The following is a 26,516-nucleotide window of genomic DNA, read 5'->3' as shown; positions in this document are numbered from 1 at the left end:
GCGCCTGACGGGTCGGGCAGGCAGGCCATCGGCTTTGCCTGCCGCCCGCGGACGACGCGCCGCCCGTTTCCGGCGCGGCGCTTTATCCGTTCTGTCTTGAAATGCGCTCGCGCGGCGGTCAGCGCCGGGCGCGCGGATTGCGGAAGACCGAGACCGACGCATCGCGCGCGTGCGTCGCGGCCTGGTCCGCCTGGCCCAGAGGCCGCTCGGCCGCGGCCGGCACCAGCTGATCGCCGATCGCGGCGATGCCGGGTTCGATCACCCGCGCGCACCAGCCGCCATGGCCGCGCATGGCCGAGTATCCGCCCTCACCCAGCGCCGCTTCCATGCGCGAGCATGGGGCGCACGGGCCGGTGATTTCGAGCCGCGCGGTGCCCAGCCAGATCGGCCGGTTGCGCAGCGCGTTCAGGTTGATGCCCGCCACCAGCACGTTGCGGCGCAGAAGCTCCGGCACCACGATGTCCTTGCCGCACAGCGCCTCGATGACGGCCAGATGCTCGGCCTGCAGCAGCGTCACGGCGCGTTGCGCCGATTGCCCGTGATCGCCGACCAGGCCCGTCTCGTCGATCTCGACCCGCTGCACGCCGTGCATCGGGGCCTTGCGCGCAGAGCGCACCCCGATCCAGACGACCCGGCCCGGCCTGAAGAAGCGGCTTTGCAGGTCGGCGATGGTCTGCATCAGTCCTCGATCTCGACGACCATCAATTCGCGCTCGGACGCGTCGCGCGCGTGGCTCAGCGCCTCCTGGTAGGCGTCCGAGTGGTAGCAGGCCACCGCGTCGTCGACGCTGTCGAAGCGTGCGACCACGTTGCGCGGACGTTCCCGCCCCTCGAGCTGGACGAAGCGCCCGCCCCGCGCCAGGAACCGACCGCCATGCGCGGCGATGGCCGGCCCGGCGAGCTTGGCGTATTTCCCGTAGGCCTCGTCATCGGTCACGGTGACGTGGGCGATCCAGAGTGCTGGCATGGTCTATCCTTCGATCACGGCCTCGGCGGCGGCGATCGCCGCGTCGGCCTGGCTTGCATCCTTGGCGCCGCCTTGCGCCATGTCGGGACGGCCACCGCCGCCCTTTCCACCCAGCGCCTCGACCGCGGCCTTGACCAGATCCACGGCCGACACCCGGCCGGTCAGGTCCTCGGTCACGCCCGAGGCCACTGCGACCTTGCCGCCCGCGTCGGCGATCAGCAGCACGGCGCCGCTGCCCAGGCGGGTCTTGTGCTCGTCGATGAGCGCCGGCAGGTCCTTGCCAGAGACGCCCGACAGGACCTGTGCCAGAAACGGCACGCCGGCCACGTCGCGCGCCTCGGCACCGCCGCCCTGCCCTGCGCCGCCGGACATGGCCAGTTCGCGTCGCAGCTGCGCGACCTCGTTGGCCAATGCGCGGCGCTCGTCCAGCAGCGCCCGGATACGGTCCGGCACGTCCGCGGGCGCGGACTTCAGCGCCGCGGCCGCCTGCGCCAGGCGGTCGGTCTGCTCGGCCAGGTGCCGCATCGCCGCGGCGCCGGTCAGCGCCTCGATCCGCCGCACCCCGGCGGAGGACGCGCTGTCCGCCGTCACCACGAAGGCGCCGATGTCACCGGTGCGCGCCACATGCGTGCCACCGCAAAGCTCGATCGAGTAGGTCCGCCCGTCCGCGCCCTTGCCCGAGCCGTGCTGATCGCCCATCGACACGACGCGCACCTCGTCGCCGTATTTCTCGCCGAACAGCGCCTGCGCACCGATGGCTCGGGCGTCATCAGGCGTCATGATCCGCGTCGAGACGGGCGCGTTCTGGCGGATGTAATCGTTGACCTCCGCCTCGACCCGCGCGCGTTCGTCCGGCGCCAGTGGCTTGGAATGGCTGAAGTCGAAGCGCAGTCGGTCGGGAGCGTTGAGGCTGCCCCGCTGGGCCACATGATCGCCAAGCGCACGGCGCAGCGCCTCGTGCATCAGGTGCGTGGCCGAGTGGTTGGCCCGGATCGCACCGCGGCGCGCGTGGTCGACCTCCATCTGCACCGCTTCGCCCTTGCGCAGGGTGCCTCGGCCGACGGTCACCTGGTGGGCCGACAGCTTTCCGCCGCCCATCTTCTGGGTGTCGGTGACCTCGGCGCCCTCGTCCTCGTTCTCGAGGCGGCGCAGCCAGCCGGTATCGCCGACCTGGCCGCCCGCCTCGCCGTAGAACGGCGTCTGGTTCAGCACGGCCCAGCCGGTCTCGCCCTCGGCCAACGCATCGACCTCGGCGCCGTCGCGCACCAGCGCAAGCACCTGGCCCTCGGCGATCTCGGTGTCGTAGCCCAGGAAGTCGCTGGCGCCCACGCGCTCGGCGATGTCGAACCACACGGTCGCGTCCGCCGCCTCGCCCGAACCCGACCACGCCGCGCGGGCCTTGGCCTTCTGCTCGGCCATGGCGGCGTCGAAGCCGCCGATATCGACCTGGCGGCCGCGCTCGCGCAGAGCGTCCTGCGTCAGGTCCAGCGGAAAGCCGTAGGTGTCGTAGAGCTTGAACGCCGTTTCCCCGGGCAGCGCCGCGCTTTCGGGCAGGTGCGCCATCTCGTCGTCGAGCAGCTTCAGCCCGCGGTCGAGCGTCTGTTTGAAGCGCGTTTCTTCCAGCCGCAGCGTCTCCTCGATCAGCGCCTGCGCTCGCACGAGTTCGCCGTACTGTCCCCCCATCTTGCGCACCAGCGCCGGCACCAGCCGGTGCATGACCGGGTCCTTGGACCCCAGCATGTGCGCATGCCGCATCGCGCGGCGCATGATCCGGCGCAGAACGTATCCACGCCCGTCGTTGCTGGGCATCACCCCGTCCGCGATCAGGAACGCGGTCGAGCGGAGGTGGTCCGCGATCACCCGGTGATGCGTCTTGCCGGGCCCGTCCGGGTCGGTGCTGGTCGCGTCGGCGCTGGCCTCGATCAGGCTGCGGATGAGGTCGGTGGCATAGTTGTCGTTGGTCCCCTGCAGCAGCGCCGCGACCCGCTCGATCCCCATGCCGGTGTCGATCGACTGCGCCGACAGTTCGCGGCGGGTGCCGTCCTCGAACTGCTCGTACTGCATGAAGACGAGGTTCCAGATCTCGACGAAGCGGTCGCCGTCTTCTTCCGGGCTTCCCGGGGGGCCGCCCCAGTACATGTCGCCGTGGTCGAAGAATATCTCGGTACAGGGGCCGCAGGGGCCGGTCGGACCCATCTGCCAGAAGTTGTCGTCCGTCGCGATGCGGATGATCCGGTCGTCCGGCACGCCAACATTCTTCCAGATGTCCGCGGCCTCGTCGTCGGTGTGGAACACGGTGACCAGCAGACGGTCCTTGGGGATGTCGTATTCGCGGGTCACCAGCTCCCATGCAAAGGGGATCGCCTCGGACTTGAAATAGTCGCCGAAGCTGAAATTCCCCAGCATCTCGAAGAACGTATGGTGCCGCGCGGTGTAGCCCACGTTGTCTAGGTCGTTGTGCTTACCGCCCGCGCGGACGCATTTCTGCGCGGTGGTGGCGCGGCTGTAGTCACGCGTCTCGACCCCGGTGAACAGGTTCTTGAACTGCACCATGCCCGAGTTCGCGAACATCAGGGTCGGGTCGTTGCGCGGCACCAGCGGGCTCGACGGCACGACGCGGTGGCCCTGCTTCTCGAAGTAGTTCAGAAACGTCGACCGAATGTCGTTCAGCGTGGGCATGGGCGGCGGGCCTCTCGCGGGTTTTGGCGCATCGGCGACGGTGTAGCGGCGCAGCCCCACCGTGTCCATAAGCTGCACAAGGGAGACGCCGCCAAGCCCTGCCTGCCCATGGACGAACGGAAAGCCGGGAAAGGTCCGCACGCGGCGCCTTCTGCGTGCAAATATCCCGGCGGAGTCGCGCGTCAGCGCGGCGGGGGCAGCGCCCCCGAAGGCGCAGCGCAGGCCGCGCGCCGGAGCGCGCCCGCGATCCGTCACGCCGGAATACCCGACCGCATACGAAAAACGGGGCGCCGCTTCCGACGCCCCGCTTCGCCAATTTCGAAATACGCCGCTGGCGGTCAGCCCTCGACGATATCCTCGTCCTCATCCGTCGCCGACATGTCGAACTCAAGACCGTGCGCCGCGCGGATCTTGTCCTCGATCTCGTAGGCCACGCGCTTGTTCTCGCGCAGGAAGGCCTTGGCGTTCTCGCGCCCCTGTCCGATGCGTTCGTCGCCGTAGCTGAACCAGGCGCCGGACTTCTCGACCACGCCGGCCTTGACGCCGAGGTCCAGCAGTTCGCCGGTCTTCGAGATGCCCTCGCCGTACATGATGTCGAACTCGACCTGCTTGAACGGCGGCGCGACCTTGTTCTTGACCACCTTCACGCGGGTCTGGTTGCCCACCACCTCGTCGCGGTCCTTGATCGCGCCGATGCGGCGGATGTCGAGGCGCACCGAGGAATAGAACTTGAGCGCGTTGCCGCCCGTCGTCGTCTCGGGGCTGCCGAACATCACGCCGATCTTCATGCGGATCTGGTTGATGAAGATCACCATGCAGCCCGAGCGGTTGATCGAGCCGGTCAGCTTGCGCATCGCCTGGCTCATCAGGCGGGCGTGCACGCCGACCGAGCTGTCGCCCATGTCGCCCTCGAGTTCGGACTTCGGCGTCAGGGCCGCGACCGAGTCGACCACCACCATGCTGACCGCACCCGAGCGGACCAGCGTGTCGGTGATCTCCAGTGCCTGCTCGCCGGTGTCGGGCTGCGAGATCAGCAGCTCATCGAGGTTCACGCCCAGCTTCTTGGCATATTGCGGATCGAGCGCGTGCTCGGCATCGACGAAGGCGCAGACGCCGCCCTTCTTCTGCTCCTCGGCAATCGCATGCAGCGTCAGCGTCGTCTTGCCCGACGATTCCGGGCCGTAGACCTCGATGATGCGCCCCTTGGGCAGGCCGCCGATCCCCAGCGCGATGTCGAGCGACAGCGACCCGGTCGAGGTAGACTCGATGTCGCGCATGGCGTTGTCGCCGCCCATCTTCATGATCGAGCCCTTGCCGAACTGGCGTTCGATTTGGGCAAGCGCGCTGTCGAGCGCCTTCTGCTTGTCCGCGGTGCGCTTGTTGTCCATGCTCAGAAGATCTGCCGTTGCCATTGCGTGTCCCGCCCTTATTCCATAGCCGCCCTCGGGCAGCAATCGCCGAAACTGTTCGCCTCTTGTTCCATTCCGGAACATGAGACCAAATAGAGAACATTACAAGTAAATTCTGTTGTCGACAAAAGACCGCGGATGGTTAGCAAAAGGTTTAGGGTAGACAAAAAAAGCGATGCTCGTTTTCTGGAAACACCGCCTGGTGCTGCTTTCGGTGCCGAAAACCGGGTCCTCGGCGCTCGAGCAGGCGCTCGCGGGCGACGCGTCCATTGCGGTTCTGGACCCGCCCGAGCTCAAGCACGCGCCGATCTACCGATACAACCGCTTCTTCCGGCCGATGTTGGAGAAGATGGGCGCCGACCGCATGGACATCGTCGCGGTCGTGCGCGAACCGGTCGACTGGCTGGGGTCGTGGTACCGCTACCGCCAGCGCGACTTCCTGAACGGGCGGCCGGAATCCACGCAAAGTATGGATTTCGACGCCTTCTGCCGCGCCTACGCGTCCGGCGACCGCCCGGCCTTCGCCGACGTGGGCAGCCAGGCCAAGTTCGTCGAGCCGCGCCCGAACGGCGTCGCGGTGACGCACCTCTTCCGATACGAAGCGATGGACGCCGTCACCGCGTTCCTGTCCGAAAGGCTCGAGCGCCCCGTCGCGCTGCCGCGCGCCAATGTCTCGCCCCGCGCGCCGCTCGACCTCTCGGCCGAGACCGAGGCCCTGCTGCGGCGGCGCTGTGCCGCCGATTTCGAGGTCTGGGCCGGGGCGCGGTCTGCCTAACCTACAACAACTGCGCGTGCACCGTCTCGGTCAGGTCCGACAGCGAGAACGGCTTGGGCAGGAAGACCGAGTTCGGGATCGAATCCTGACCGTCGCCGAACGCGTCCTCGGCATAGCCGGAGACGAAGACCACGCCCACATCGGGCCGCGTCTCGCGCGCCTTGCGCACCCAGGTCGGACCGTCCATGCCGGGCATGACGACATCGGTGACGAAGATGTCGACCGCCATGCTGTCGTCCTCGAGCAGGTCGAGCGCCTCCTCGGCGGTCTCGGCCTCGATCACCGTGTAGCCGCGCAGCCGCAGCGCGCGGGCGGCGAAGGCGCGCACCGGCGCCTCGTCCTCGACCAGCAACACCACGCCCGAACCCTTTTCGGGTAGCTTCTGCACCTTTTCCTCCACCTGCGGCGCCGGCGCCTCGGCGCTGCGCTCGAAGGCCGGGAACAGCAACGAGAACGTGGTCCCCTGCCCCGGCACGCTGTCGACGAAGATGTAGCCGCCCGACTGCTTGACGATGCCGTAGACCGTGGACAGGCCCAGGCCCGTGCCCTCGCCGGTGCGCTTGGTCGTGAAGAACGGCTCAAACACCTTCTGAAGCTTGTCCTTCGGGATGCCGACGCCCTCGTCGCTGATCGCGACCGAGACGTAGACGCCCGGCGGCACCACCGCGCGATCACGCTCCAGACGGTCGCGCAGCACGCGCCGCTCGGTGGTGATCGAGACCTCGCCGCCTTCGGGCATGGCGTCGCGGGCGTTCACGACCAGGTTCATCATCACCTGTTCCAGCTGCCGGCGGTCGCCGCGGATCGTCGGCAGGGCCGGGTCGTGGTTCAGCAGCAGGCGCACCTTCTCGCCCACCAGCCGGTTGAGCAGGTGCGTCAGGTCCGCCAGCGTGTCGCGCAGGTCCAGCACCTCGGGACGCATGGTCTGCTTGCGCGAGAACGCCAGAAGCTGGCCGACCAGCGCGGCGGCGCGGTTGGCGTTCTGGTTGATCTGCACGAGATCGCCGTAATCCGGATCGCCCTGGTCGTGGCGCAGCAGCAGCAGGTCGCAATGCCCCGAAATCGCGGTCAGCAGGTTGTTGAAATCGTGCGCCACGCCGCCGGCGAGCTGGCCGATCGCCTGCATCTTCTGGCTTTGCACGAACTGCGCCTCGAGCGTCTTGAGTTCGGTTGCGTCGTTCAGCACCGCGATCAGCGAGGGCATGCCGTGCTCGATCACGCGGTTCAGCGTCACCTGTACGAAGACCTCGCGGTCGGGGCGGGTCAGGCGCAGGAACTCGGACCGGTGCAGCCCGCGGCCGTCGGCGGCCTCGTGCAGCCAGTCGGTCAGCGCTCGGCCGAGGCCCTCCATGTATTCGGACAGGTTGCCGGCGCGCTCGATCGGCAGGTCCAGCAGGCGCCGCGCCTCGGGGTTGGCGCGGATCAGCGTGCCGTCGGGCGTGACCTTCAGCAGCGGCACCGGCAGCGTATCAAAGCCGCGCTCGCCCTCTAGATCGTCGCTGGTGTCCTCGATCGGGGCGAGCAGAAGCTCCTGCCGGCCGGCGCCGATATCGGTGCGCTGCACGAGCACCCGTGCCACGCCCTCGGCCGCCTTGATCCGGTGCACCCCGCCCGAGCGCAGCGGCAGGTCCTCGACGATGTCCGACAGCGCCTTGGCGCGCTGGCCGATCAGCGTGCGCGCCGCGGGGTTCATGAACAGGATGGCGCCGTTGCGACCGGTGGTCAGCACCGCCGTGTCTGCCCGCCGCGGCCCAAGCGAGCGCGTCGCCTCGGATTCCAGGCGCCAGACCGCGATTCCGTCCTCGAGCTGGCGCACATGCAGGCGGAAGCCCTCGGCGTGGCTGGTCACGTCCTCGAGCACCGATCCGGTGGTCGCGGCCTTCTGCTGCAGACGAAAGACGATGCCCTCGGCCCCGGCGAACACGTCGCGCAGCGCCTCCACCAGCGGCGTCCCCGGTTCGCGGTCGAACCGTTCGCGCGCGGACGCGTTGGCCGAGGCGATCAGCCCGTCCGGCCCGGTGACGAAGCAGTAGGCCGGGTCGAATTCCATCGCCTGCGCCAGAAGCGTGCGGCGGCGGTCCATCTGGACAATGCGGATCGCGCGGATGACGATCCAGCCCACGGCCAGCGCCGCGAAGACGCCGGTCGCGGTCAACGCCACCAGGCCGGCAAGCTCGTTCGTGCTGGCCAGTGCGACGGCATAGGTCGAAGACGCCAGAAGCGCGAAGATCGCGGCGACCCTCAGGTTGAGTTCCCCCGCCGGTATCATGCCCGTCAAATCGCGCCCCCTTTCCGGATCTCCGCGTCGCATCGAATCGTCCGCCCCACCTTTCGCCCCGTATCGTTAACCGGCAGTTAACCAACGTGACACCGGGCGGGCGCCCGAATCAACCCTTGCGCGAACGCGCGCGTCAGCGTGCCCGTGAGAGCACAGCCACGAACAGCCCGTCGCCGTCGGGGCCTGGCAGGAACGATCGGCTGTCCTGCAGCATCCAGCCGGAATGATCCGCCAGGAACCGCTCGATGGCAGCCGTGTTCTCGCACGTTAGGAGCGAACAGGTGGCGTAGGCCAGCACGCCACCAGGCGCGACCAGCGGCGCCGTGCGGTCGAGAATTCCGGCCTGCGTCCGGCAGAGGGCATCCAGCCCGGCCTGCGTCAGGCGCCACTTGCCCTCCGGCGCCCGGCGCCAGGCGCCGCTGCCGGAACAGGGCACGTCGCACAGCACGAGGTCCCATTCACCCCGTGGGTGCTCCTCGATCCGAAGATCGGCGCCGGCGCGGGTGGCGCGGGCCGGGACGTCCTTCATGCGGGCCGGTTCGGCATCGTGCACGGCCACCGAGCCGCCGTTCAGACGGGCGGCCATCGCCAGTGCCTTGCCGCCACCGCCGGCGCAATAGTCCAGCACGCGCATGCCCGGCGCCAGCGGCAGGGCATCGACCACCGCCTGGCTCGCGGCGTCCTGCATCTCGACGAGCCCACCGGTGAAGGCCGCGCCGCGCGCGAGACCGCGGGCGCCGGCGACGATCTCGAGCGCGTTGGGCGACAGGCCGGCGGGGCGCGCCTCGATGCCTTCGTCCGCGAGAGCCGCGCGCGCACCGTCGGGGTCGGCGCGCAGCGTGTTGACGCGCACGAAGACCGGTGCACGGTGGCGCAGCGCCTCGGCCACCGCATCGGCTTGCGGCCCGAGATCGTGCGCGAGCTGTGGCCACAGCCAGTCGGGCATGTCTCGTGACGCGGCACCCTCCGGGGCCGAACCCGCGTCCTCCTCTTCCGGACTGAGTGGCGCGGGGGCGTGACCGGCGCCGTCGAACAGCGTCTCGGGCGACGGGCCATCCTGACGCAGCAGGCCGATCATGCGCCCGCGCCCGGTGTCGGCCCCGCCCATAGCCGCGGTGCTGCGCCAGCGTCGCAGCACGTCGAAGACGTGGTCGCGCACCGCCGCGCGATCCTTCGAGCCGGCATAGCGCGCGCGCCGCGCCCAGTTGGTCAGCGCTTTCTCGGCCGGTTCTCCGGCCGCCACCCGGTCGAGCACCGCGATGGCGGCTGATACGCGCGCGCCGGGGGTCATGGCGTGCCTGGCGCGGGATGCGCGCGATCCGGATGCGTCGCGATCAAGTGCATGGGGTCGTCCGCCTGCGAGGCGCGGCAGCGAGGCGCCGCATTCCGGGCGTTCCATGCCCGCGAAACGGCGCCGGCGCAACCGCGCGGATATCGTGCGAGGCGCTCGGCATGCCCGCAGGACCCAGACTACTGCGCCACACGCACGATCCCGTTCGCGTCCACCGCTTGCCACGGGGTCGCCGCGCCATCCGGCCAGATGACGCGCAGTTCGACCGTCTCGGCCGCTCCGAGACCGAAATGCTGCAGGCCCGCATGCCCGCCCGCGTGGCCGCCGCCCACGGTGATCTCACGCGTGTGAAGCGTGTGGCCGACCTTCACCTCGATCACGGCTCCGACCGCGCCGGTGTTGCGCCCTGCCCCTGCGACGTCGACGAGCAGCCAGTGCCCGCCGTCAGTCACATTGGCGAAGACCTCCAAGGGCGCCCGCCGGTTCACCACGGCGAGATCGAGCCGCCCGTCATTGTCCAAATCCGCCAGCGCCGCACCGCGCGAGCGGGCCATCGACGCGATGCCGGCCTCCACCGAGCGTTCCCGGAAATCGCCCGTCGCTGTCTGCATCAGCAGCGTGTTGGGGTCCTCCATCGCGGCGTCAGGCATCTGCTCGACGTTGCCCTTGGCCACGAAGATGTCGTCGCGCCCGTCGTTGTCGACGTCGCCGAAGGCTGCGTGCCAGCCGGTCGAGGGGCGCCCGTCGCTGCCCACGTGGGGGCGGTGCGCGGTGGTGCCGCGCTCGTAGGTGGCGTCGAGCCAAGTCGGCCCACCCGTTGCGGGGTCGAAGACCTGAAACTTCTGGTCGCCCATCGAGGTGAGGTAGACCTCGGGGAACCCGTCGCCGGTCACGTCGCGCGACGCGATCCCCATGCCCCACAGCGCGTAGGGGCGCCAACCCTCGTCCTCGGTATAGAGGCGCGGAGTCTCGGCCATCTCCCACATCTGCTCTTGCCCGCCGCGCACGTAATAGTGGCGGTCGTTCGACACGCGCAGGTCGGCGGTGCCCGTGCGGTTCCAGTCGCTGAACAGCATCGACAGCGCGCAGAAACCCGGCTCCAGCGTCTCGGGGGCCGCGTAGACCTCTCCCTGCGGCCGGTAGAGCAGCATGGCCTCGCAAGCTTGGAACGGCCCGTTGGGGTCGGACCGGTCGACATAGGTGCCGAAGGCCAGCGTCGGCAGGCTTTGCCCGTCCTCCCAGGTGGCGGAGAACGCGGTGGTCCAGTGGTCGCCGGAGGTAAAGCCGAGGCCCTCGAACGGCGCGAAGGCGCAGGCGCCGAGGCCGCGCAAAAGCCTGTCCTCGCCCACGCGCAGCACGGCGAGGTCGAGCAGCCCGTCGCCGTCGATGTCGAGCGGATAGGCCCCGGTCACCCCGGTCAGCGCCAAGCTGTCGGGCGTCTCGGCGACGAAGGCCACGCCGTCGTCTGAGCGGTTGCGGAACAGGGTTGCGGGGTTCGCCCCGCCGGCCGCGTAGAGTTCGGGTAGCGCATCGCCGTCGCAATCGAACGCCGCGACGCCGCCCCCCACGAAATGCTCCCACCCGCCGTCGTAGATGTGCGGCGCGATCTCGACCGGCTCGAAGCGCGGCTGCGCGGGATCGGCCAGCGCCGCGGCCGGAAGCATCAGGAAGGCAAGAACTTCACGCCGCATCGGCCGCCCCCTGTTCGCGGATCTTGAGGATCGAGACCAGCTCGATCCCGTGCGCCGCCGCGCCTTTGGCCCACATCGATTCATCGAGGTTGCGCACGGTGATCTCGGGCAGCGGGGCATCAACCTCGACCGTGTTGCGCCGCAGCGCGTCGAGCATGGTCTCGGGATACGGATGGTCGAATGGCGGGCGCGAGCGGGCGAGGACGATATGCTCGGGGTCGAAGAGGTTCACGAGGTTGGCAAGCGCCACGCCTAGGAACTGCGAGGCGCGCTGCAGGACCTCCTGCGCCAGCGCGTCGCCCTGACGTGCCGCCTCGAGAATTTCGGGGATCGACGTCGGACCGTCGCCCTGCCGGCCGGTCGCGGCATCCCGCACCATCGCATAGTCGCCGACATAGGCCTCGAGACAGCCGCGCTGGCCGCACTGGCAGACGGCGCCCTGGATCTGCACCTTGGTGTGGCCGAACTCGGCACCGCACCCACGCTCGCCGCGGTAAAGCTCGCCATCCAGCACGATCCCCATGCCGACGCCGTGTTCGACGGTCACCACCAGGAAGTTGCGCAGGCCCCGCCCCGCGCCGAAGAGGTGTTCGGCCTTGGCGACGAGGTTCGCGTCGTTGTCGATGAAGGTCGGGCACGGCAGGTGCTCGCGGAACAGCGGCGCGAAGTCGACATTCCGCTCGAGCACCGAGGACGACCAGTGCATGAACCCCGTCAGGCCGTTCACGAAGCCGGGCATGCCGAGGACCACGCCGGCGATCTGGCCGATCCCCAGGCCGCAGCCGGCGCAGGCGGCCTCGAGCGCGCGGCGGACGGCGCGCACCAGATCCTCGGCCTTCATACGCGAGGTTTCCAGCGGGGCGGTGTGGGTGACGATCTCGCCGCCCTGGGAATCGACGATCATCACGAGGATCGCATGGCGCGCGATCTTCATTCCCGCGACGTAGAACGCGCCGCCGGCGATCTGCAGCATGATCCGCGGCCGACCGCGCTGGACCGTGTCCGAGGGGGCGCGCTCGACCTCGCAGATCAGGCCGGCCCTCAGAAGCGCGGTGCACGCGGCGGTTACCGTCGCCGGGCTGCTGTCGAGCGCACGGGCGATGTCGGTGCGCGAAATCTCGGCCGCCATGCGGATGCATTGCAGCACCCGCAGCTGCGTCGCGCAGCGTGCGTCCAACCCGCTTTGCCCTATCAAGCCCTTCATGGTGAATCACCCGCCGGTCCGGTCTGCGCGGAGGTGTAGCATTTTAACCGTTCGTGAAGAAAAATAAATTTGCTCGCTGAATTAAATGTGCAAGATGGCCCGTCAGCGCCGATTCGAGACGAAATCGTCGGACGCATGGACAAGGGATACGAAGGGAGGACTTCAATGAAACTCTTTGCAACAACCGCGATCGCCGTGGTGCTCGGCACCGGCGCCTTCGCGCAGACGGTCGGCGTGAGCTGGTCCAACTTCCAGGAAGAACGCTGGAAGACCGACGAAGCCGCCATCGTCGCAGCGCTCGAAGCGGCCGGCGCGGAATACATCTCGGCCGACGCGCAGTCGTCGTCGTCCAAGCAGTTGTCGGACGTGGAATCGCTGATGGCGCAGGGCGTGGACGCGCTGATCATCCTGGCGCAGGACACCCAGGCGATCATCCCCGCGGTCGACGCGGCCGCCAACGAGGGCATCCCGGTCATCGCCTACGACCGCCTGATCGAGGATCCGCGCGCCTTCTACCTGACCTTCGACAACGTCGAGGTGGGCCGCATGCAGGCCCGCGCCGTGCTCGAGGCGCAGCCCAACGGCAACTACGTGATGATCAAGGGCTCACCCACCGACCCGAACGCGGATTTCCTGCGTGGCGGCCAGCAGGAAGTGCTGCAGGACGCGATCGACGCCGGTGACATCACCATCGTCGGCGAGGCCTACACCGATGGCTGGCTGCCCGCCAACGCCCAGCGCAACATGGAGCAGATCCTGACCGCCGAGGACAACAACGTCGACGCGGTCGTCGCCTCGAACGACGGCACCGCCGGCGGCGTGGTCGCGGCGCTGACGGCGCAGGGCATGGAAGGTATTCCGGTCTCGGGCCAGGACGGCGACCACGCGGCGCTGAACCGCATCGCGCAGGGCACGCAGACCGTGTCGGTCTGGAAGGACGCGCGCGAGCTGGGCAAGCGCGCAGGCGAGATCGCGGTCGAGCTGGCCGGCGGCACCGACATGGCCGACATCGAGGGCGCGAGCGAGTGGACCTCGCCCTCGGGCACGACGCTGATCGCCCAGTTCCTCGAGCCGATCCCGGTCACCGCCGACAACCTGTCGGTCGTCGTCGACGCCGGCTGGATCGAGCAGGACGCGCTGTGCCAGGGCGTCACCGACGGCCCCGCACCCTGCAACTGATCCGCAGATGACTCCCGCGACCCCTGCCCTTGCGGCGGGGGTCGCTCCATTCCTTCAGATTCCGAGGTCCCCATGGCAGAGGCCGCCGCCTCCGGCGCGTCGACCGGACGGAAGAACATCTTCAAGACCCTCGAATTCGACACCCGCCTGCTGGGCATGGTCGGCGCGTTCGTTCTGGTCTGCATCGTGTTCAACGTCCTCACCGACGGTCGTTTCCTGACCCCCCGCAACGTCTTCAACCTGACCATCCAGACCGTCAGCGTGGCGATCATGGCGACCGGCATGGTGTTCGTCATCGTCACCCGCCACATCGACCTGAGCGTCGGAGCGCTGCTCGCCACCTGTTCGGCGATGATGGCGATGACCCAGACCCAGGTGCTGCCGAACCTCGGCATCGACTACGGCAGCCCGCTGATCGCACCCGTCGCGATCCTGGTCGGGCTGCTGACCGGCGCGGTGATCGGCGCCTTCCACGGCTGGCTGATCGGCTATCTGGCGATCCCGGCCTTCATCGTCACGCTCGGTGGGCTTCTCGTCTGGCGCAACGTGGCGTGGTACATCACCGACGGGCAGACAATCGGCCCGCTCGACGAGCGGTTCCAGACGATGGGCGGCATCGGCGGCACGATGGGCGAGACCGGCAGCTGGATCTTCGGCCTGATCTGCGTGGTCGTGGCCTGCATCGCGATCTGGCAATCCCGCCGCTCGCGCATCCGCCACGAATTCCCGGTCAAGCCGATCTGGGCCGAAGGGATCCTGATGGCGATCGCCGCGATCCTGATCCTCGGCTTCGTCGCGACGCTGAACGCCTACGACGTGCCCACCCGCGTGCTGGAACGCAGCTTCGAGGACCGCGGCGCGGTCATGCCCGAAGGCTACAGCGAGGGCTACGGCATCCCGTATTCCGTCCTGCTGCTGATCGCGGTCGCGGTCGTCATGACGCTGATCGCGCGGCGCACCCGCCTCGGCCGCTACATCTTCGCCACCGGCGGCAACCCGGACGCGGCGGAACTGTCGGGCATCAACACCCGCCTGCTGACGGTCAAGGTCTTCGCGATCCTCGGCATCCTCTGCGGGCTCGCGGGCCTCGTCGCCTCGGCGCGCCTGTCGTTCCACTCGAACGACATCGGCACGCTGGACGAGCTGCGCGTAATCGCCGCCGCCGTCATCGGGGGCACCGCGCTCTCGGGCGGGATCGGCACGATCTACGGCGCGATCCTGGGCGCGCTGATCATGCAGTCGCTGCAATCGGGCATGGCGATGGTGGGCGTCGACGCGCCGTTCCAGAACATCGTCGTCGGCGGCGTGCTGGTGCTGGCCGTGCTGCTCGACATCATCTACCGCAAGCGGACGGGAGACGCGTGATGGCCGACAGAAGCGGCACCCCCCTCGTCGAGATGCGCGACATCTCGGTCTCGTTCGGCGGGATCAAGGCGGTCGACCACGTCTCGATCGACCTCTATCCGGGCGAGGTCGTGGGCCTGCTGGGCCACAACGGCGCCGGCAAGTCCACGCTCATCAAGTGCCTGTCGGGCGCCTACAAGATGGACGCGGGCGAGATACTGATCGACGGCCAGAAGGTCGACATCCAGAACCCGCGCGACGCCCGCAAGCACAACATCGAGACGATCTACCAGACCCTCGCGCTGGCGGACAATCTCGATGCCGCGTCTAACCTGTTCCTCGGGCGCGAACTGGTCACCCCGATGGGCTTCGTCGACGACGCCCAGATGGAGGCCGAGACCCGCAAGATCATGGGTCGGCTCAACTCGAACTTCAAGAAGTTCAAGGACCCGGTGAAGGCGCTTTCGGGCGGTCAGCGGCAGTCGGTCGCGATCGCCCGGGCGGTCTACTTCAACGCGCGCATCCTGATCATGGACGAGCCGACCGCCGCGCTCGGCCCGCAGGAGACGCAGATGGTCGCCGAGCTGATCAACCAGCTCAAGGAACAGGGCCTCGGCATCTTCCTGATCGAGCACGACGTGCATTCGGTCATGAACCTGTGCGACCGCGCGTCGGTCATGAAGAACGGCCAGCTCGTCGGCACGGTGAACGTGGACGAGGTGACCGACGAGGACATTCTCGGGATGATCATCCTGGGCAAGAAGCCCGGCGAGCAGGGCTGAAGCCCGCTCCCGCCCCAAGACAAGACAAAGCCACAGAGAGGCAAACATGACGGAGTTTTTCGCCGGCATCGCGAAACCGCGATACGAGGGTCCCGACAGCACCAACCCGCTGGCCTTCCGCCACTACGATCCCGACGAGATGGTCATGGGCAAGCGGATGGAGGACCACCTTCGCTTCGCCGTCGCCTACTGGCATTCCTTCGCGTGGGAAGGCGGCGATCCGTTCGGCGGGCAGACCTTCGTGCGTCCGTGGCATCCGCAGGACGACATGGGCCGCGCCAGGATGAAGGCCGACGTCGCGTTCGAGATGTTCGACCTGCTGAACGCGCCGTTCTTCTGCTGGCACGACGCCGACATCCGCCCCGAACAGGGCGATTTCGCCGGCAACCTCGCCACGCTGAACGAGATCACCGATTACATCGGCGAGAAGATGGAAAGCTCGCGCACCAAGCTGCTTTGGGGCACGGCCAACATGTTCGGCCATCGCCGCTGGATGTCGGGTGCCGCGACCAACCCCGACCCGGACGTCTTCGCCTTCGCCGCGGCGACGGTGAAGGGCTGCATGGACGCGACCCACAAGCTGGGCGGCGCGAACTACGTGCTGTGGGGCGGGCGCGAAGGCTACGAGACGCTGCTCAACACCGATCTTACGCAGGAGCTCGACCACCTGGGCCGGTTCCTGAACATGGTCGTGGACTACAAGCACAAGATCGGGTTCGAGGGCACCATCCTGGTCGAGCCGAAGCCGCAGGAGCCGACCAAGCACCAGTACGATTTCGACGTCGCCACCTGCATCGGCTTCCTGCGCAAGTACGGCCTGGAGAACGAGGTGAAGCTGAACATCGAACAGGGCCACGCGATCCTCGCCGGCCATTCGTTCGAGCACGAGCTGGCGCTGGCGGCTTCGGAAGGCATGCTCGGCTCGATCGACATGAACCGCAACGACTACCAGTCCGGCTGGGACACCGACCAGTTCCCGAACAACACCCCCGAGGTGGCGCTGGCCTATTACCACGTGCTGAAGTCCGGCGGTTTCACCACCGGCGGCACCAACTTCGACGCCAAGTTGCGGCGCCAGTCGATCGACGCCGACGACCTGATCGCGGCGCATGTGGGCGGCATGGACGTCTGCGCCCGCGGGCTCAAGGCCGCGGCCGCGATGATCGAGGACGGCGGGCTGGATAAGGCGCTGGCCGACCGCTACGCCGGCTGGAACACGCCCGAGGCCAAGGCCATGCTGGACAGCGATCTCGCCTCGATCTCCAAGCGCGTGCTGGACGAGGGGATCAACCCCGAGCCCCGCTCGGGCCGGCAGGAGATCCTCGAAAACTACGTCAACCGCTTCGTCTGACCCCGACCGCAGGAGCGACCATGTATCTCGGACTGGACCTCGGAACCTCGGGCCTGAGGGCAATTCTCACCGACGACACCGGCGCCGTGCAGGCCGAGGCCGAGGCCGCCTTCAGCCCCGCGCACCCGCATCCGGGCTGGTCCGAGCAGAACCCGGCCGACTGGATCGCCGCCTGCGAGACGACGGTATCCGCAATTCGTGCGAAGGCGCCCGACGCCTTCGCACACCTGAAGGGCATCGGCCTTTCGGGCCACATGCACGGCGCCACGCTGCTGGACGCGGACGACGCCGTGCTGCGCCCCTGCATCCTGTGGAACGACACCCGCTCGCTCGACGAGGCGGCGACGCTCGACGCGGCGCCGGGGATGCGCGAGATTACCGGCAACATCGTCTTTCCGGGCTTCACCGCACCGAAACTGATGTGGGTCCGCAATCACGAGCCGCAGGTCTTCGACAAGGTGGCCAAGGTCCTGCTGCCTAAGGATTACCTGCGTCTGTGGCTGACGGGCGAGCATATCTCGGACATGTCCGACAGCGCGGGCACCGCGTGGCTCGACGTGGGCCGGCGCGACTGGTCCGAGGCGGCGCTGGAGCACGGCGGCATGCGGCGCGACCAGATGCCCGACCTGGTCGAGGGCGCGGCGCCCGGCGGCATGCTGCGCGCGGCGCTTCTGTCCGAGTGGGGCCTGTCCGAGCCCGTGGTCGTCGCCGGCGGCGCGGGCGACAACGCGGCCGCCGCCTGCGGCATCGGTGCTTTGGGCGAAGGCACCGGCTTCGTCTCGCTCGGGACCTCGGGCGTGCTGATGGCGGGTCGCGACCGCTATGCGCCCGACCCGGCCTCGGCGGTGCACAGCTTCTGCCACGCCGTGCCGGACCGCTGGTACCAGATGGGCGTGATCCTGGCCGCGACCGACAGCCTCAACTGGCTGTCGCGCACCCTGGGCGAAAGCCCGGCCGACCTGTCCTCGGCCCTGCCCGAGAAGGCCGAAGGCCCCTCGAATGTCACGTTCCTGCCGTACCTGTCGGGCGAGCGGACGCCGCACAACGACAGCCGCATCCGGGGCGCCTTCATCGGCCTAGACGTCGGCACCGGGCGCGCCGAGCTGACCCGCGCGGTGATGGAGGGCGTGGCCTTCGCCCTGCGCGACAGCCTGACCGCGCTGGAAGGCACGGGCGCGCGGTTCGACACGCTGTTCGCCGTCGGCGGCGGCGCGCGCTCGCGCTTCTGGCTCACGACGCTGGCGAACAGCCTGAACCTGCCGCTTTCGCTGCCTGCCGGCAGCGAGCTTGGCGCCGCGATGGGCGCCGCCCGCCTGGCCATCTGCGCCCATACCGGCGCGGCACCGGGCGAGGTCATGACGCCACCCGCCACCGCCGCGCTGATTGAGCCAGACGCGACCCTGACCGCCGCCTACGATGCGGCTTACGACCGCTACCGCGCGCTCTACCCTGCGCTGAAACAGAGCAGGCGGCCTGCCTCCGGAGCCTGAGCAATGAAAAGGCTGTTCCTGTCCCTCGTCGCCGCGACCCTCGCGTCATCCGCGCAGGGGCAGGACCTTGGCCCGCGTCCCGTCTTTCCCGAGGCCGATCCGGCCCGCGTCGCACTGGGGCAGCTTCTGTTCTACGACCCGATCCTGTCGGGCAACCGGAGCGTCAGCTGCGCGACCTGCCACCATCCTGACTTCGGCACGGGCGACGGCGTCTCGCTCGCCATTGGCGATGGCGGCATCGGGCTGGGCCCGAAACGGCGCATCGGAGACGACAACCACCCCGAGCAGCGCATTCCGCGCAACGCGCCGGGGCTGTGGAACCTCGGCGCGGCCGAATTCACCCGGTTCTTCCACGACGGCCGGCTGGAGCATGACCCCGATCAGCCCAACGGCATCCGGACCCCGCTGGGTGCCGACATGACGCTGGGCTTCGACTCGCCGCTTGCCGCGCAGGCGATGTTTCCGGTCCTCTCGGGCGACGAGATGGCTGGGCACTATTCCGAGAACGAGATCAGCCAGCTGGTGCGCCAGGGGCTTCTGGCGCAGCCGGGCGGCGCGTGGGACGGGATCGCCGCCCGTGTCTCGGCCATTCCCGAATACCGCGAGCGGTTCGACACCGCCCTGCCCGGCCAGGACATCACCTTCACCGCCATCGCGAACGTCGTCGCGGATTTCATCGCTTTCGAATGGCGGGCAGACGATTCCGCATTCGACCGGGCGATGACGGGCGGCGCGCCGCTTCCGCCCGAGGCGCGGGCCGGACAGGCGCTGTTCTACGGCAAGGCCGGCTGTGCCGCGTGTCATTCCGGATGGCTGCAGACCGACCACGACTTCCACGCGATCGCCGTGCCCCAGTTCGGCCCCGGCAAGGCCGCCCGGTTCGAGAACCACGCCCGCGACGAGGGCCGCATCCGTGTCACCGGCGATGCCGAGGACGCCTTCGCCTTCCGCACGCCGTCGCTGCGCAACGTGACCCTCACCGCGCCCTACGGGCACGACGGCGCGTTCGCGACGCTCGAAGCGGTCATTCGCCACCACCTCGACCCCGAGGCCTCGCTGCGGGCCTACGATCTCGACCAGGCGATGCTGCCCGACTTCCCCGGCGCGCGCGACGACATCGTGCTGTCCTCGGCCGCCGAGATCGACGCCATCGCCGCGGCGAGCGACCTCGCGCCGTCGAGCCTGACGGACGACGAGATCGCCGACCTGATCGCGTTCCTGCACGCGCTCGAGGACCGGGCCGAGCGGCTGGGCGTGCCCGCATCGGTGCCCAGCGGCCTGCCCGTCACCGGTCCCTGACCGCGCACCCTGTGCGCGGTCACTGGAACATGACGGCCGGCAACCACAGGGCCAGCGCCGGGAACAGCAGCACCAGGATCAGCGCGATCACCTGCAGGCCGACGAACTGGAACATCCCCGAGTAGATCTGCCGGATGCCCCATTGCGGGGCGACCGCCCTCAGGTAGTAGGCCGCCATCGCCACCGGGGGCGACAGGAACGCCGTCTGAAGGTTCACCGCCACCAGCGCCGTGATCCAAAGCAGGTTGATGCCGGCGGCCTCGACGATGGGCAGGAAGATCGGCAGGAAGATGAACACGATGGGCGCCCATTCCAGCGGCCAGCCAAGCAGGAAGACCACCACCATCAGCGCGATCACGATCCCCATCGGCGGCAGGTCCATCGCGACCATCGCGTTGGCGATCCACGGCCCCGTCCCCAGCCGGTTGAACACAGCGCCGAACATGTTCGACGCCAGCAGCAGGAACAGGATCATCGACGAGACCAGCACCGTCTGGAACATCGCCCGGTGCAGGCGCTTGAGGTTGAAGCGGCCGTAGAGGATGGTCAGGATCACCGCACCCGCGGCCCCCATGCCGGCGCCTTCGGTGGGCGTGGCCACGCCCGTCAGGATGCTGCCCAGCGTGGCGCCGATCAGCGCGACCATCGGCACCATGCCGACGACCAGCTCCTTCACCGCGACGCGCCAGGTCTCGGGGCGCTCGTCCTGAGGCATGGGCGGGCCGAGTTCGGGGTTAATCCAGCAGCGCACCATCGTGTAGGTGATGAACAGGACCGTGATCAGCAGGCCGGGGACGATGCACGCGGCAAAAAGCTGCGGGATCGAGACGCCGGCGACCGGCCCCAGCACCACCAGCATGACCGAGGGCGGGATCAGGATGCCCAACGTGCCGCCGGCGGTGATCGTGCCCGCCGACAGCGCCGGGTCGTAGTTCGCCTTGGCCATGACCGGGGCGGCCAGCATCCCGATCAGCGTCACCGAGGCGCCGATGATGCCCGTGGCCGTGGCGAAGATCGTCGCCGTCAGCAGCACGCCGATGTAAAGCGCGCCCGGCAGGCCGGCGAGGCAGAACTGAAATCCGCGGAACAGACGCTCCATGATGCCGGCCTGTTCCAGCATGTAGCCCATGAAGATGAACAGCGGCACCGCGGCCAGCGTCTCGGTGCCCATGACGCCCCAGGCCTGGAAGACCATGATGTTGAAGGCCATGTCGCCTAGCCCAACGAAGCCGAAGACGACCGTCAGCACGATCAGCGTGAAGGCGATGGGAAAGCCCAGGAAGATGCCCGACAGCAGCGCAAGCAGCATGACGAAGCCAAGGATGACGCCGATGCTCATACCGGGCGCCCCGTCCTGAACTGGTACCACGCCTTGATGATCTCGGACACGCCCTGCAGCATGACCAGCGCCGCCGTCAGCGGGATCACCGCCCGGTAGGGCCACAGGATCGGTCGCCAGAAGCTGGCCGCCGCGCGCTCGGTAATGGCGTAGGAGCGCGCCGCCTGATCGTAGCCCGCAATCAGGAAGAACAGCATCCCCGGAAAGAACAGCAGGATGTAGAACGTCAGGTCGACCGCCGCCTGGGTGCGTGGCGTCCAGGTGTTGAAGAACAGGTCCGTCCGGATGTGCCCCCGGAACCGCAGCGTGACCGCGGCGCCCAGCATGAAGATCGTGCCGTAGAGCATGTAGCTGACGTCGTAGGCCCAGATGCTGGGCGCGTTGAATGCGTAGCGGCGGATCGATTCCATCACCACCACGACGACCAGCGCCAGCACCAGCCAGGCCAGCACCTGCCCGAACCAGTCCGCGAAGGTGTCGAGCGCCACGACGATGCGCCGCGGTCCCGGCGGCAGCGCATCGGGCGGGCGGCGCAGCTTGTCGATGTCGGGCAGGTCCTCGTCGGTCTCGGCGAGGGCCTTCGCGACGGCGTCGTCATCTCGGGTGGGTGCCATGGGCTCTCCTGCGGCGGGCCGCCGTACGGGCACCGCCTGAACGTTCATGTCGGGGGGCGGACACCGCGCGCGTCGCGGGCGGCGCGGTGTCCCTGGTGCGACGTCGCCGCGGTCAGTCCATCTCGGCCGGGGCGCCGCCGAAGCCGAACACCTCGAGCGCGATGTCGAGCGGCGGGTTGATGCGCGCCTTCAGCGCGACGACGCGCGAGGCGAATTCGCGCTGGCTGTCGATGACCGAGGCGAAGAATTCGTCGTCCGCGGCATAGCCGTCGAGGACGGTCTCCCACGCGGCCAGCTGCGCCTCCATGACCTCGCGCGGGGTCTCGGCGACGGTCACGCCCATCTCGGTCTCCATCTGCCGCAGCGCGATCGAGTTCTCCTGCAGCCCGCGCCAGTAGAAATCGGCGGACTCGGCCATGACGGCGTAGGTGACGATGGCCTTCAGATCCTCGGGCAGTTCGTCCCAGCGCGCCTGGTTGACGAAGAAGTTCTGCACGAGCCCGATCTGCAGGTAGCTGGGCATCATGTAGGTCTTGCGCACGTCGGGCAGGCCCAGGACCATGTCCGCCTTGGGGCCGAAATACTCGGCCGCCTCGATCACGCCCTGTTCGAGCGCGGGCACCACTTCCGAGCCGGGCACGGTGACCACGGCCGCCCCCATCTCGCGCATCACGTCCACCGGCAGGCCGGGCGTGCGGAACTTCAGCCCCTCGATGTCGGCGACCGAGGTGATCGGCTCTTCGAACCAGCCGAAGGGCTGCGCCTGCGCCGGGCTGATCAGGAACGGCACGGTGTTGGTGTATTGCAGCGTTTCGGTGATGTAGCTTTCGAACAGCTCCTTGCCGCCGCCGTATTCCATCCACGCCATCAGGTCGATCGACGGCATGCCAAAGCCAGGCGACGACGCGAACAGGCTGCCGGCCGGATGCTTGCCCACCCAGTAGTCGCCGTCGCCGCCCGCCGCGTCGAGCACGCCCTGGTCGACCGCGTCGAGCACGTCGAAGGCCGGCACGAAGGCGCCGCCGGGCGAGACCTCGAGCATCAGGCGCCCGCCGGACATGAGCTCGATCTTCTCGGCCAGTTCGACATAGGTCTGGTGAAGATCGTCGCCGGCGGCGTAAGCGGTCTGCACCGTCCAGGTAAAGGAATCCTGTGCCGCAACCGGCGCGGCACCCAGCGTGAGCATCGCGCCCACGGCGACGGCACGCAGCGCGCCGCCCTTCAGGGTCGTGAAAGTCATCTTCGAACCTCGCTGTTGGTGTGCGTCCGCCCGTTGACGCGGACACCGACAGCAAACGCGACGTCGGCCGCATCCTTGGGACGCGGCCCGTGTCGTTAGCGCCAACGTGATCGCGAATGCAAAATCATGAAGCGTTTCCGCAGGCTCTTTGGCGATTTGTGATGGTTTTGCAAACTCTGCCGCGCACCGGAGGGTGCGAATCGCCGCGGCACGCCTCAAGCACGCAAGAGGCGCTCGCACCGCCGTCACCCGCGCCCACCGGAGGTTGCCGATGTCCGTCCTGTCACTTGCCGAGCCCGCTCTCGACCGTATCGCCGCCGACGAGCCGCGCCTGCACGCCTACGCATGGCTCGACGCCGAAACGGTCATGGCAGAAGCGCGCCGGCTGGACGCGCTCGGGACCGCCGGGCCCCTGTCGGGCCACGTGGTCGCCATCAAGGACATTTTCGACACCGTCGACATGCCCACGGCCTGCGGCTCTCCGATCTACGCGGGCCGGCGCCCGGGACGGGACGCCGCCGCGGTGGCGGCGATCCGGGCGGCCGGCGGCTTGGTGGTGGGCAAGGCCGTGACGACCGAGTTCGCGCACCTCACCCCCGGCCCCACGCGCAACCCGCACGACATCGCCCGCACGCCGGGTGGTTCGTCCAGCGGATCGGCCGCGACGGTGGCGGCGGGCGGCGCCACGCTGGCGACGGGCACGCAGACGGCCGGGTCCATCGTACGGCCGGCGGCCTTCTGCGGCGTGGTCGGCTACAAGCCCAGCTTCGCGACGATCAGCCGAGCCGGGCTTGCGTCCTTCGGCGAGACGCTCGACACGGTCGGAGGGTTTGCGCGCACCGTGTCCGAGGCCGCGCTGTTCGTGTCGGTGATGGCCGGCCGGGCCGACCTCGCCACGCCGTCGGCGGAGCGCGCGCCGCGCCTCGCGGTCTGGGCCACGCCGGACGCGGACGATGCCGAGCCTGCGGCCCTGGCCGAACTCGACCGCGTCGCGCAGGCGGCATCGAAGGCCGGCGCACAGGTCACCACGCTCGGCGCGGGCGCGGAATGGGGACAGCTGCTGGCCGCGCAGATGACGATCATGGCGTGGGAAGGCGCGCGCGCCCTGGCCAGCGAACGCGCGAACCACGGCGACCTGCTCAGCGATGCGCTGCGCGTCTATCTCGACGAAGGGGCGGCGATCCCTGTGCGCGATTTCCTCGAGGCCTGCGAGGTCCGCCGCACCATAGGCCCGCGCCTCCTGCACGCCATGGCCGGCTTCGACGCGGTCGTCACGCTCAGCGCCCACGGAGAGGCGCCGCTGGCCGAGACTGGCACCGGCAACCCGCAGTTCAACCGCGTCTGGACGCTGCTCGGCGGCCCGGCGCTGCACCTGCCCACGGCGTCCGGCCCCGCCGGCCTGCCGATCGGCGTGCAACTGGCCGCGCCCCCGGCGCGCGACGCGGCCCTGCTGGACGCGGCCCGCTGGCTGGAACGTGTGCTCTAGCCGGCAGCCAAGACCTGCATCGCCGGCCGTCGGCCGCGTTTCCTAAGCGACCTGCCCGGCCTCGACTTCCGTCACCGACGACGGCGCGTCCCCCTTGGCGAGCAGGAACCCCTCGTCCAGCCAGCCGGTGACGCCGCCGATCATCTCCTTCACCGGGCGTCCCATGCGCGCCAGCCGGACGGCGGCCTTGTTGGCCCCGTTGCAATGCGGCCCGGCGCAGTAGACCACGAACAATGTGTCCGCGGGCCAGTCGGCCATGCGCCGCTCGGTCATCTTGCCGTGCGGCAGGTTCAGCGCGCCGGGGACGTGACCTTCGGCATAGAGCGCCGGGCTGCGCACGTCGAGCAGGACGAAATCGGTGGTCCCTTGCGACAGCGCGTCATGGGTGTCCCAGCAATCCGTCTCGAAGCTCAGGCGACGCAGGAAGTGATCCAGCGCGTCTGCGGAGTCGGCGGCCGGGGTCTCGGCGACGGCGGAGGGAAGGGTCATGCGATGCTCCTGGTGACGTGTCGCCTATCATCTGCCGTATTGCGGCGATTCCGGCTACTGGCGATTGATGCTGCCCCAGTCGCGCGACCGCGGCCGGCCGTCATGCCTGCGGCGATCCGGCCGACAGCCTCAACTGGCGCAACGCCGGCAGCACCCTGCCCAGGTCGACCTGCCGGCCTTCGCCGAACCCGAAGTAGAGGTCCGTGAAGAGGCTGTACAGGTTCTCGTACCGCTCGCGGTTTCCGGGCCTCGGCGCGTAGGTCCGGGTCGCCGGCGACAATGCCGCCTGGGCGTCCTCGACGGTGGCGAAGCAGCCCGCCGCCACCGATGCGAAGATGCAGGCGCCGACGCCGACGGGCGAACGGGCGGGCACGTGGATCTCGGCGTCCAGCACGTCGGCATAGATCTGGTTCAGTGCCGCGTTCTTCTGCGGGATGCCGCCGCCGTTCACAACGCGCCGTAGGTCGAGACCGCCGCCGCGCATCCGCTCGATGATCACGCGGATATGCATGGCCATGCCCTCGAAGGCGGCGTGCATCTCGTCCGCGGCGGTGTGGGCGAGGTCCCAGCCCAGGGTCACGCCGCCGAGGTCCGAGCGCACGAGCACGGTCCGGTCGCCGTTGTCCCACACCAGCCGCAGCAGGCCCGACGCACCCGCCGCCCGGTGTTCGAGCCCCGCGGAAAGCGTCGCCACGTCGCTGCCGGCGCGCCGGGCTATCGCGTCGAAGATGTCGCCGGTGGCGGATTGTCCCGCCTCGACGCCCATGTGGCCCGGCAGTGCGCTTTCGGGCACGGCGCCGCAGATGCCGGCGACCGGGTCCATCGACAGCGGCCCCAGCGCGATGATGCAGGTCGAGGTGCCGACGACGTTGACCACGTCGCCGGGCCCGCAGCCGCAGGCGACCGCGTCCCAGTGCGAGTCGAAGGCGCCGAAGGGGATCGGGATTCCCGGCCTCAGCCCCAGGCGCTCAGCCCATTCGGCGGTCAGGTGGCCCGCATTTTCGGACGAGACGCCGTAGCGCCCGCCGAGCCGCGTGTTGACGCCCTCCAGCAACGGGTCGACCCGCGACAGGAAGCCTTGGTCAGGCAGGCCGCCCCACGCCTTGCCCCACATCCACTTGTGCCCGGCGGCGCAGACCGACCGCGGCAGGTCGTCGACCGCGGCGCCGGTCAGCGTCGCGACCAGCATGTCGCAATGCTCGAGCACGGCGGCGACGCGGTCGCGCTTGTCGGGATTGTGGCGCAGGAAGTGCAGCAGCTTGGCGTAACCCCATTCGTGGCTGTAGACGCCGCCGCACCAGCGCAGCGCCTCGAGCCCTTCCTCGCGGCCGCGGCGGGTGATCTCGGCCGCCTCCTCGTGCGCGCGGTGGTCGCACCAGAGGTAATAGTCGTCGAGCGGCCGCAGGTCTTCGTCGACCATGACGACGCTCGACCCGGTGGTGTCGGCGGCAAAGGCGGCGATGTCGTGCCCGTCGATGCCCGCATCCGCGATCGCGGCACGCATGGCCGAGGCGAGCGCCGTCATGTGATCGTCATGCGCCTGCTGCGCCAGCAACGGATCGCTGTCGGACCGCTTCAGCGGATACTCGGCCACCGCGGCGCCGACCACG

General features: G+C 69.1%; 21 protein-coding genes. 8 read left to right on the top strand and 13 right to left on the bottom strand.

Going from position 1 to position 26,516, the window contains the following annotated elements:
• Positions 1 to 118: 118 nt before the first annotated feature.
• The 4 genes from ACFDTC_RS03395 to recA form a co-directional block, all read right to left on the bottom strand.
• The gene (locus ACFDTC_RS03395) at positions 119 to 679 is read right to left on the bottom strand and encodes an MOSC domain-containing protein (RefSeq protein WP_375257460.1); all 561 of its coding nucleotides are present in this window, start codon (positions 677 to 679) and stop codon (positions 119 to 121) included.
• Entirely contained in the window at positions 679 to 966 is a 288-nt protein-coding gene (locus ACFDTC_RS03390; RefSeq protein ID WP_375257459.1) for a DUF1330 domain-containing protein, read from the bottom strand. The genes ACFDTC_RS03395 and ACFDTC_RS03390 overlap by 1 nt, the downstream gene beginning before the upstream one ends.
• A 3-nt stretch (positions 967 to 969) precedes the next feature.
• Positions 970 to 3,645, bottom strand: a complete 2,676-nt coding sequence (gene alaS, locus ACFDTC_RS03385; RefSeq protein ID WP_375257458.1) for an alanine--tRNA ligase — start codon at positions 3,643 to 3,645, stop codon at positions 970 to 972.
• A 338-nt stretch (positions 3,646 to 3,983) separates the two neighbouring features.
• Positions 3,984 to 5,057 (bottom strand): recombinase RecA, encoded by a 1,074-nt coding sequence (gene recA, locus ACFDTC_RS03380; RefSeq protein ID WP_375257457.1) that lies wholly within the window; start codon positions 5,055 to 5,057, stop codon positions 3,984 to 3,986.
• A gap of 172 nt (positions 5,058 to 5,229) precedes the next feature.
• Between recA and ACFDTC_RS03375 the strand changes: the two genes are divergently transcribed.
• Entirely contained in the window at positions 5,230 to 5,829 is a 600-nt protein-coding gene (locus tag ACFDTC_RS03375; protein ID WP_375257456.1) for a gamma-glutamyl kinase, read from the top strand.
• A 1-nt stretch (position 5,830) separates the two neighbouring features.
• Here the strand turns inward: ACFDTC_RS03375 and ACFDTC_RS03370 are convergent, their stop codons facing one another.
• The 4 genes from ACFDTC_RS03370 to ACFDTC_RS03355 all read right to left on the bottom strand — a co-directional run bounded on the left by ACFDTC_RS03370 (position 5,831) and on the right by ACFDTC_RS03355 (position 12,293).
• The gene (locus ACFDTC_RS03370) at positions 5,831 to 8,098 is read right to left on the bottom strand and encodes an ATP-binding protein (RefSeq protein WP_375257455.1); all 2,268 of its coding nucleotides are present in this window, start codon (positions 8,096 to 8,098) and stop codon (positions 5,831 to 5,833) included.
• A gap of 142 nt (positions 8,099 to 8,240) precedes the next feature.
• A complete protein-coding gene (locus tag ACFDTC_RS03365; RefSeq protein WP_375257454.1) occupies positions 8,241 to 9,398 on the bottom strand; it encodes an RsmB/NOP family class I SAM-dependent RNA methyltransferase in 1,158 nt (385 codons plus the stop codon).
• A 179-nt stretch (positions 9,399 to 9,577) separates the two neighbouring features.
• Positions 9,578 to 11,089, bottom strand: coding sequence for a CRTAC1 family protein (locus tag ACFDTC_RS03360; protein WP_375257453.1), 1,512 nt, complete (start codon positions 11,087 to 11,089; stop codon positions 9,578 to 9,580).
• The gene (locus ACFDTC_RS03355; protein WP_375257452.1) at positions 11,079 to 12,293 is read right to left on the bottom strand and encodes an ROK family protein; all 1,215 of its coding nucleotides are present in this window, start codon (positions 12,291 to 12,293) and stop codon (positions 11,079 to 11,081) included. The genes ACFDTC_RS03360 and ACFDTC_RS03355 overlap by 11 nt, the downstream gene beginning before the upstream one ends.
• Before the next feature lie 165 nt (positions 12,294 to 12,458).
• On the opposite strand from ACFDTC_RS03355, the gene xylF reads away from it, so the two are divergent.
• The 6 genes from xylF to ACFDTC_RS03325 all read left to right on the top strand — a co-directional run bounded on the left by xylF (position 12,459) and on the right by ACFDTC_RS03325 (position 19,738).
• Positions 12,459 to 13,472: a D-xylose ABC transporter substrate-binding protein gene (gene xylF, locus ACFDTC_RS03350; protein WP_375257451.1), complete on the top strand. Its 1,014-nt coding sequence runs from the start codon at positions 12,459 to 12,461 to the stop codon at positions 13,470 to 13,472.
• A 72-nt stretch (positions 13,473 to 13,544) separates the two neighbouring features.
• Positions 13,545 to 14,837 carry a sugar ABC transporter permease gene (locus ACFDTC_RS03345; protein WP_375257450.1) on the top strand — a complete coding sequence of 431 codons (1,293 nt, stop codon included), beginning with the start codon at positions 13,545 to 13,547 and terminating at the stop codon, positions 14,835 to 14,837.
• On the top strand, positions 14,837 to 15,598 hold the full coding sequence (locus ACFDTC_RS03340) for an ATP-binding cassette domain-containing protein (RefSeq protein WP_375257449.1): 762 nt from the start codon (positions 14,837 to 14,839) through the stop codon (positions 15,596 to 15,598). Before ACFDTC_RS03345 ends, ACFDTC_RS03340 begins: the two co-directional genes overlap by 1 nt.
• A gap of 46 nt (positions 15,599 to 15,644) precedes the next feature.
• Positions 15,645 to 16,949, top strand: coding sequence for a xylose isomerase (gene xylA / locus ACFDTC_RS03335; RefSeq protein ID WP_375257448.1), 1,305 nt, complete (start codon positions 15,645 to 15,647; stop codon positions 16,947 to 16,949).
• Positions 16,950 to 16,969: 20 nt separating this feature from the next.
• Entirely contained in the window at positions 16,970 to 18,439 is a 1,470-nt protein-coding gene (xylB, locus tag ACFDTC_RS03330) for a xylulokinase (protein ID WP_375257447.1), read from the top strand.
• 3 nt (positions 18,440 to 18,442) lie between these two features.
• Entirely contained in the window at positions 18,443 to 19,738 is a 1,296-nt protein-coding gene (locus ACFDTC_RS03325; RefSeq protein ID WP_375257446.1) for a cytochrome-c peroxidase, read from the top strand.
• Positions 19,739 to 19,757: 19 nt separating this feature from the next.
• Here the strand turns inward: ACFDTC_RS03325 and ACFDTC_RS03320 are convergent, their stop codons facing one another.
• The 3 genes from ACFDTC_RS03320 to ACFDTC_RS03310 form a co-directional block, all read right to left on the bottom strand.
• Entirely contained in the window at positions 19,758 to 21,077 is a 1,320-nt protein-coding gene (locus tag ACFDTC_RS03320) for a TRAP transporter large permease subunit (protein WP_375257445.1), read from the bottom strand.
• Positions 21,074 to 21,691: a TRAP transporter small permease subunit gene (locus tag ACFDTC_RS03315; protein ID WP_375257444.1), complete on the bottom strand. Its 618-nt coding sequence runs from the start codon at positions 21,689 to 21,691 to the stop codon at positions 21,074 to 21,076. The genes ACFDTC_RS03320 and ACFDTC_RS03315 overlap by 4 nt, the downstream gene beginning before the upstream one ends.
• Positions 21,692 to 21,803: 112 nt before the next feature.
• Complete coding sequence (locus ACFDTC_RS03310) at positions 21,804 to 22,931, bottom strand: TRAP transporter substrate-binding protein (RefSeq protein ID WP_375257443.1); 1,128 nt, start codon at positions 22,929 to 22,931, stop codon at positions 21,804 to 21,806.
• A 271-nt stretch (positions 22,932 to 23,202) separates the two neighbouring features.
• On the opposite strand from ACFDTC_RS03310, the gene ACFDTC_RS03305 reads away from it, so the two are divergent.
• Positions 23,203 to 24,417, top strand: coding sequence for an amidase (locus ACFDTC_RS03305; protein WP_375257442.1), 1,215 nt, complete (start codon positions 23,203 to 23,205; stop codon positions 24,415 to 24,417).
• A 42-nt stretch (positions 24,418 to 24,459) separates the two neighbouring features.
• Here ACFDTC_RS03305 and ACFDTC_RS03300 read toward each other — a convergent pair whose 3' ends face one another.
• Together ACFDTC_RS03300 and ACFDTC_RS03295 are read right to left on the bottom strand one after the other, a co-directional pair.
• Positions 24,460 to 24,906 (bottom strand): rhodanese-like domain-containing protein, encoded by a 447-nt coding sequence (locus ACFDTC_RS03300; RefSeq protein ID WP_375257441.1) that lies wholly within the window; start codon positions 24,904 to 24,906, stop codon positions 24,460 to 24,462.
• Positions 24,907 to 25,006: 100 nt separating this feature from the next.
• Positions 25,007 to 26,516, bottom strand: a 1,510-nt coding sequence (locus ACFDTC_RS03295; RefSeq protein WP_375257440.1) for a ribulokinase, incomplete at its 5' end; no start/stop codon positions are given.

Origin of the sequence: Citreimonas sp. (genome assembly GCF_042096055.1) — a bacterium.
Classification (GTDB): domain Bacteria; phylum Pseudomonadota; class Alphaproteobacteria; order Rhodobacterales; family Rhodobacteraceae; genus Citreimonas.
Note: the sequence above shows the minus strand (reverse complement) of the source record. Positions and strands in the feature narration are given on the sequence as shown.

Bases quoted from the DNA above. Each gene is read 5' to 3' on its own strand.
- ACFDTC_RS03305 (WP_375257442.1), top strand. From the start codon at position 23,203: ATGTCCGTCCTGTCACTTGCCGAGCCCGCTCTCGACCGTATCGCCGCC.
- xylA (WP_375257448.1), top strand. From the start codon at position 15,645: ATGACGGAGTTTTTCGCCGGCATCGCGAAACCGCGATACGAGGGTCCC.
- ACFDTC_RS03345 (WP_375257450.1), top strand. From the start codon at position 13,545: ATGGCAGAGGCCGCCGCCTCCGGCGCGTCGACCGGACGGAAGAACATC.
- ACFDTC_RS03395 (WP_375257460.1), bottom strand. From the start codon at position 679: ATGCAGACCATCGCCGACCTGCAAAGCCGCTTCTTCAGGCCGGGCCGG.
- ACFDTC_RS03360 (WP_375257453.1), bottom strand. From the start codon at position 11,089: ATGCGGCGTGAAGTTCTTGCCTTCCTGATGCTTCCGGCCGCGGCGCTG.
- xylB (WP_375257447.1), top strand. From the start codon at position 16,970: ATGTATCTCGGACTGGACCTCGGAACCTCGGGCCTGAGGGCAATTCTC.
- ACFDTC_RS03375 (WP_375257456.1), top strand. From the start codon at position 5,230: ATGCTCGTTTTCTGGAAACACCGCCTGGTGCTGCTTTCGGTGCCGAAA.
- ACFDTC_RS03310 (WP_375257443.1), bottom strand. From the start codon at position 22,931: ATGACTTTCACGACCCTGAAGGGCGGCGCGCTGCGTGCCGTCGCCGTG.
- ACFDTC_RS03325 (WP_375257446.1), top strand. From the start codon at position 18,443: ATGAAAAGGCTGTTCCTGTCCCTCGTCGCCGCGACCCTCGCGTCATCC.
- ACFDTC_RS03390 (WP_375257459.1), bottom strand. From the start codon at position 966: ATGCCAGCACTCTGGATCGCCCACGTCACCGTGACCGATGACGAGGCC.
- ACFDTC_RS03300 (WP_375257441.1), bottom strand. From the start codon at position 24,906: ATGACCCTTCCCTCCGCCGTCGCCGAGACCCCGGCCGCCGACTCCGCA.
- ACFDTC_RS03370 (WP_375257455.1), bottom strand. From the start codon at position 8,098: ATGATACCGGCGGGGGAACTCAACCTGAGGGTCGCCGCGATCTTCGCG.
- xylF (WP_375257451.1), top strand. From the start codon at position 12,459: ATGAAACTCTTTGCAACAACCGCGATCGCCGTGGTGCTCGGCACCGGC.
- alaS (WP_375257458.1), bottom strand. From the start codon at position 3,645: ATGCCCACGCTGAACGACATTCGGTCGACGTTTCTGAACTACTTCGAG.
- recA (WP_375257457.1), bottom strand. From the start codon at position 5,057: ATGGCAACGGCAGATCTTCTGAGCATGGACAACAAGCGCACCGCGGAC.
- ACFDTC_RS03365 (WP_375257454.1), bottom strand. From the start codon at position 9,398: ATGACCCCCGGCGCGCGCGTATCAGCCGCCATCGCGGTGCTCGACCGG.
- ACFDTC_RS03315 (WP_375257444.1), bottom strand. From the start codon at position 21,691: ATGGCACCCACCCGAGATGACGACGCCGTCGCGAAGGCCCTCGCCGAG.
- ACFDTC_RS03340 (WP_375257449.1), top strand. From the start codon at position 14,837: ATGGCCGACAGAAGCGGCACCCCCCTCGTCGAGATGCGCGACATCTCG.
- ACFDTC_RS03355 (WP_375257452.1), bottom strand. From the start codon at position 12,293: ATGAAGGGCTTGATAGGGCAAAGCGGGTTGGACGCACGCTGCGCGACG.
- ACFDTC_RS03320 (WP_375257445.1), bottom strand. From the start codon at position 21,077: ATGAGCATCGGCGTCATCCTTGGCTTCGTCATGCTGCTTGCGCTGCTG.